Origin of the sequence: Jeongeupia naejangsanensis, assembly GCF_016865585.1 — a bacterium.
In the GTDB taxonomy this organism is placed as follows: domain Bacteria; phylum Pseudomonadota; class Gammaproteobacteria; order Burkholderiales; family Chitinibacteraceae; genus Jeongeupia; species Jeongeupia naejangsanensis.
The window spans coordinates 37,131-43,130 of the sequence record NZ_JAESND010000014.1 but is presented as its reverse complement, the minus strand read 5'-3'; the positions used below and the strand labels follow the sequence as shown (position 1 = coordinate 43,130).

Genomic DNA, 6,000 nt, shown 5'->3' with positions numbered 1-6,000 from the left:
TGATGCCCTTGTTGTTCGACAGTGCCCCGCCGAACAGCACCGTGGTGTAGACCTCGGTGCCGCGGACTTCGTTGACCTCGAGCTGGATCTCGCCGTCGCCGAGCAGCAGGATCGCACCCGGTTCGACGTCGTTGGGCAGTTCCTTGTAGTCGAGGCCGACGCGCTCGGCGTTGCCGAGCTCGCAGGCGGCGTCGAGGATGAAGGTGGCGCCCTTCTTCAGCTCGATTTTGTTCTTCTCGAACTTGCCGATGCGGATCTTCGGTCCCTGCAGGTCGGCGAGCACGGCAACGGCGACCCCGAGCTTGTCGGCGATGGCGCGGACGGTGTTGGCGCGGTCGGTGTGGTCCTGGGCGGTGCCGTGGGAGAAGTTGAGGCGGACGGTGTTGACGCCGGCCTTGATCAGCTGTTCGAGGACGGCCGGGTCGGTCGAGGCTGGGCCGAGGGTGGCGACGATCTTGGTACCGCGGGGCATGGAATCACTCCTAGTCATCATCGGGCAATCGGGTCGAGCACTGCCTCTGGCGGGCGTGCGTTCGGCCAGACTGCCGCAAGGCTACCAGTGTCATAGGGCTTGCGCCTTGATCGAGGTATAAAAAATGGCTGAAACGCTTCGCGATCCGTTTGCAGCGCTGGACGAAGCGGATTGAAGGATTAATTACCGATATCCCGTGTGGTTTTTTACCGAGTTACTTTGTAAGTTAAGTTCATACTCAACTTTTAATTTGCTTAGCAACAGCCTGTGCCGCATCGGCGTAGGCCTGACCTTGGTCTAAACAGCGGTGTGTGGGGAACGGGATCAGGCGGGCAGGGCCGATGGCGGTATTGACGGAGAAACCATGCGCGCGCGCCCCCTCGATTTACCCGTTCTGGCCCTGAGCGGCCTGCTGTCACTGCCGGCCTTCGTGCAGGCCGGCCCGGTCGCGGACCAGTTCAACCTCTGGCGCAGCGAGCCCAGCGTCAGCCGGCGGATCAGTCTCGCCGATCTGGGGATCACCAAGCCGCTGATCCTGAGCGCCGACACCACGCGCGAACTATACCTGCCGGTACCGGCATCGGTATCGGTGCAGAATGCGGCGCTGCAGTTCAATGCGAACTACTTGCGCGGCAACGGCGGCCGCTCGTCGCTGCTGCTGAGTGCGGATGGCGACCCTCTACTCTCCAACCGCCTGCTCGACGACCGTGGTGATCTGACCCAGCGTCTGGCCGTCAGCGGCGCGCCGAGAAGCAACGGCTTCCTGCGGGTCGAGCTGGCCTGGTCTTCGATTCTGTCTGACCTGGAGTGTGCCGACCAGCGTGCGCCCGGCAACGTGCTGCGCGTCGCGCCGGATTCGACCCTGAGCTACAACTTCGATCCGCGCCAGGTGCGCGATCTGGCCACGGCGTGGACGGCGCTGCCGCTGACGCCGACGTTGCTGGTCAGTCAGGACAAATTGCAGTCACCGGCGTTCGATACCGCATGGCGCCTCGGGCTGGCGCTGGAGCAAAGCGGCAAGCGCGTGAAGATCCGTGCACTGCCCGCCATTGGGGACACGCTCGATCTGGGCAATCTGGTCGTGCCGGAGCGGCTGCTCGCGGTACCGGCATTTGCGGCGCTCGCCAAGCACGGCGAGCCGTACCGGCTGGGCAACGACGCCGAACTGGCGGCTCTTCTGGCGCTGGGCAATGCCGGGCCGCTGGCTGCCGACGTCGTCGTACGCGACGATGCGCTGGTCAGCCGGATCAAGGCGGCCTTCGATGCGCTGGGCCAGCAGGTCCAGACCGTCGCCCCCGACGCTGCGGGCCCTTACGCGGCATGGCGCGAACAGGCGGTGCCGCTGGCGCAAGGCGCGTCGATCCGGCTGGCGAGCCTGGGCAGCAATCTGGCCATCGTGGTCGAGCAGGGCAGCGGCGCGCAGGCGGCCGGTCTGTTTGCCACCCAGTGGCGGAATCTGGCGGTCGGCAAGGCGCTGAACGTGCGGGCGGCTTCGGAGCCGGTTGCCGATGAGGCGATGGTGCTGCTGAACCGGTTCGGTACGCTGGCAGGCACCATGGACGTGTTTGGCCGAAGCGACCGCAGCGTGCTGTTCGATCTCGGCGTGGTCGCTGGCAACAACCGTTTGCCGGTCGAAGTCGGCATCAACGTCACCGCCGCGCCTAACGTGGCCGGCGAAGCACCGGTCGCGTCGATCTTCCTCAACGACTTCCTGATCGGCTCGGCGAAGCTCAATCCCGATGGCAAACCCCAGTGGATACGCGCCGAAATACCACGCCATGTGCTCGCAGCACGCAACGAACTCAAGGTCAGCTTCCTGCGTCAGCCGACGCAGCTGCGCTGCCATGACCAGCCGATCAGTTTCCCTGTCAGCATCCTGCCGGGCAGCTATCTGCGGCTGGACAAGGGCAAGCCGGCCGCCGACTTTGTCGGCGTCACTGCGGGCTTCGGCACACGCCAGCAGATTGCCGTGCCGGCCACTTGGCTCGAGGCCGCACCGGTGCGGCTGCAGCAAATGATCCGGGTCGCCGGTGCCGCCGGCATGTCGGCGCAGCAGGCACAGTTTCAGGCGGTACCGACCGGGCAGAAGCCCACGTTCTCGGCGCCGTTCCTGGCGATGGACGTTGCGGTCGACGGCGCGGACCTGACTTCGGTCAAGGAAGGCCACCTGATCATCAACGGCAAGCACCAATCGCCGGTGCTCGACGTGGCTACCCTTGATCATCTGGCGGTGGCCGAGGTCGCGAAGGTCGGCGACAACCTCGGTATCGTCTATCGCACGATAGGCCAGCATCCGCCACAGCCCGAACAGTCGTTCCGGCTCACGCGCGGCGATGTCGCGGCAATCGGCGATGCCGGCCTGATCCTGCAGATCGACAGTCGTGCAGCGGCAGAAAGCGGTGCCGCCCAGACGCAAGCGTGGTGGCAGCGCTGGATGGCGCCGGGACCGATCGCAATCGGCGTGGCCGGCCTGCTGGTGCTGCTGGTCATCCTGCGTCGCCTGTTCCGCAGGAAACCCAAGCACTAGCATCCGAGTGCTGAATGCAAAAAGGCCAGACTGTCGTCTGGCCTTTTTGTTTGGTGGACCGAATGAGGATCGAACTCACGACCTCCGCATTGCGAACGCGGCGCTCTCCCAGCTGAGCTATCGGCCCAATCGCAGGAAGATTAGCTACGTGCGCCGGGCGGCGTCAAGCCGCCCGGATACCGGTGTCAGGAGAGCTGACCATGGCACTGCTTGAACTTCTTGCCCGAACCGCAAGGGCAGGGGTCGTTGCGGCTGACGCCGGCATACCGGACATCGGTCGGGGCTTGTGCGCTCATCGCGGCGATCGCGGCCTTGATCTGGTCTTCGTCGCCGCTGGCGAGCAGGGCTTCGATGTCGGCATGCTGGAACTGTAGCGCCGATTCCGGAAGCGCCTGCGGTGCAACGGCGTCAACATCGGCCTGGCTGCGCACTTCGACGTTCATGACGATCTGCACGACGTCGCGCTTGATCCGCGCCAGCAGGTCCGAGAACAGCTCGAACGCTTCGCGCTTGTATTCCTGCTTCGGGTTCTTCTGCGCATAGCCGCGCAGATGGATACCCTGACGCAGGTGATCCAGCCCCGACAGGTGCTCGCGCCAGTTCTGGTCGAGATGCTGCAGCAGGACCGAGCGCTCGAACTGGCGGAAGGTGTCGCCGCCGGCTTCCGCAACCTTGGCGTCGTAGGTGCTGCGCGCCAGTTCCTGCACGCGCTCCTTGACGCCCACGTCGTCGAGCGTGCTGTCGGCCTTGAGCCATTCGCCGACCGGCGCATGCAGGCTGTACTCGGCCAATGCCTTTTCGAGGCCGACGATGTCCCACTGTTCTTCCATCGCCTGATGCGGGATGTACTGCGCCACGAGATCATCGAAGAAGCTCGTGCGCATCGCGGCGATCGTTGCCGATACGTCTTCCGACTCGAGCAGCTCGTTGCGCTGCGCGTAGATGGCCTTGCGCTGTTCGTTCGACACGTCGTCGTATTCGAGCAGTTGCTTGCGGATGTCGTAGTTGCGGCCTTCGACCTTGCGCTGCGCCGATTCGATCGCGCGCGAGACGATGCCGGCCTCGATCGGTTCGCCTTCCGGCAGCTTCAGGCGTTCCATCACCATGGCAACGCGGTCGCCGGCGAAAATGCGCAGCAGCGGGTCTTCCAGCGACAGGTAGAAGCGGCTCGAACCCGCGTCACCCTGACGGCCGGCACGACCGCGCAGCTGGTTGTCGATCCGGCGCGATTCGTGGCGTTCGGAACCGATGATGTGCAGGCCGCCGGCGGCGAGGACCGCGTCGTGGCGGACTTGCCAGTCGGCCTTGAGTGCGGCGATCTTCGCGGCCTTGGCGGCATCGTCGAGCGATTCGTCGTGCTCGATGTCCTTGATGTCGCGCTCGATGTTGCCACCGAGCACGATGTCGGTACCGCGACCGGCCATGTTGGTGGCGATCGTCACGACGCCGGCAGCGCCGGCCTGCGCGACGATGTCGGCTTCACGGGCATGCTGCTTGGCGTTGAGGACGTTGTGTGCGATGCCGTCCTTCTTGAGGATGCCCGACAGCAGTTCGGACTGTTCGATCGACGTCGTGCCGACCAGAGCCGGCTGGCCGCGCGAAACGCAGTCCTTGATGTCGGCAATGATCGCCGCGTGCTTTTCGTCGGCGGTCTTGTAGACCTGATCCTGACGGTCGTCACGGACCATCGGCTTGTTGGTCGGGATGATGACGGTTTCGAGGCCGTAGATCTGCTGGAATTCGTACGCTTCGGTGTCGGCGGTACCGGTCATGCCCGAGAGTTTCTCGTACATGCGGAAGTAGTTCTGCAGCGTGATCGTTGCCAGCGTCTGGTTTTCCTGCTGGATTTCGACGCCTTCCTTGGCTTCGACGGCCTGGTGCAGGCCTTCGGACCAGCGACGGCCCGACATCAGCCGGCCGGTGAATTCGTCGACGATGACGATCTCGCCATCGAGGACGACGTAATGCTGGTCGAGATGGAACAGGGTGTGCGCGCGCAGGGCCGCGTACAGGTGGTGCATCAGGCTGATGTGCTGCGCTGCGTACAGGCTGTCGCCTTCCGGCAGCAGGCCCATCTCGGTGAGGATCTGTTCGACCCGTTCGTGACCGGCTTCGGACAGCAGGACCGAGTTGGCCTTTTCGTCGACCCAGTAATCGCCTTCCTCGGCTTCCTCGCTGGCCTGCTTGACCAGTTGCGGCGGCACGGTGTTCATTGCCATGTACAGCTCGGTGCTGTCGTCGGCCGGGCCGGAAATGATCAGCGGCGTTCGCGCTTCGTCGATCAGGATCGAGTCGACTTCGTCGACGATGGCGTAGGACAGCTTGCGCTGCACGCGCTCGCCCGACGAGAACACCATGTTGTCGCGCAGGTAATCGAAACCGAATTCGTTGTTGGTGCCGTAGGTGATGTCGCAGGCATAGGCCTGCTGCTTGGCATCGTGCGGCATCTGGCCAAGGTTGACCCCGCAGGTCAGACCGAGGAAGTTGTACAGCTGGCTCATGATGCCGGCGTCGCGCTGCGCCAGGTAATCGTTGACGGTAATGACGTGCACGCCCTGACCGGTGATCGCGTTCAGGTAGGCAGGCAGCGTTGCGACCAGCGTCTTGCCTTCGCCGGTCCGCATTTCGGAAATCTTGCCCTGATGCAGCGTGATGCCGCCGATCAGCTGCACGTCGAAGTGGCGCATGCCGAGCGAGCGCTTGGCGCCTTCACGGCAGACGGCAAAGGCTTCGGGCAACAGCGCGTCGAGCTTTTCGCCGTTCTGGTAGCGTTGCTTGAATTCCTCGGTCTTGGCCTTGAGCGCGTCGTCCGACAGCGCCTGCGTTTGCGCTTCGAGCGCATTGATCTGCCTGACGATGACGCCGTACTGTTTCAACAGGCGGTCGTTGCGGCTACCGAAGACTTTTTTCAACAATGTGGAGATCATTTTCCTGCTACCAGCTGACCCGCTGCGAGCCGGGTGGCGCACGCGGGCGTGATTTCATTACGAGAACGGCGGAC

3 protein-coding genes and 1 tRNA gene are annotated in these 6,000 nt (G+C 64.1%); 1 reads left to right on the top strand and 3 read right to left on the bottom strand.

Features of this window, described 5'->3' with window-relative positions; all coding sequences use genetic code 11:
- On the bottom strand, positions 1–472 hold a 472-nt coding region (locus JMJ54_RS18360; RefSeq protein ID WP_239000198.1), incomplete at its 3' end, for a pyruvate kinase.
- Between the two features lie 364 nt (positions 473–836).
- On the opposite strand from JMJ54_RS18360, the gene JMJ54_RS18355 reads away from it, so the two are divergent.
- Positions 837–2,999: a cellulose biosynthesis cyclic di-GMP-binding regulatory protein BcsB gene (locus tag JMJ54_RS18355; RefSeq protein WP_203539986.1), complete on the top strand. Its 2,163-nt coding sequence runs from the start codon at positions 837–839 to the stop codon at positions 2,997–2,999.
- Positions 3,000–3,050: 51 nt separating this feature from the next.
- On the opposite strand, the gene JMJ54_RS18350 is transcribed toward JMJ54_RS18355, so the two are convergent.
- Positions 3,051–3,126, bottom strand: a tRNA-Ala gene (locus JMJ54_RS18350).
- A gap of 58 nt (positions 3,127–3,184) precedes the next feature.
- Complete coding sequence (gene secA / locus JMJ54_RS18345) at positions 3,185–5,926, bottom strand: preprotein translocase subunit SecA (protein ID WP_203539985.1); 2,742 nt, start codon at positions 5,924–5,926, stop codon at positions 3,185–3,187.
- Positions 5,927–6,000: the final 74 nt, after the last annotated feature.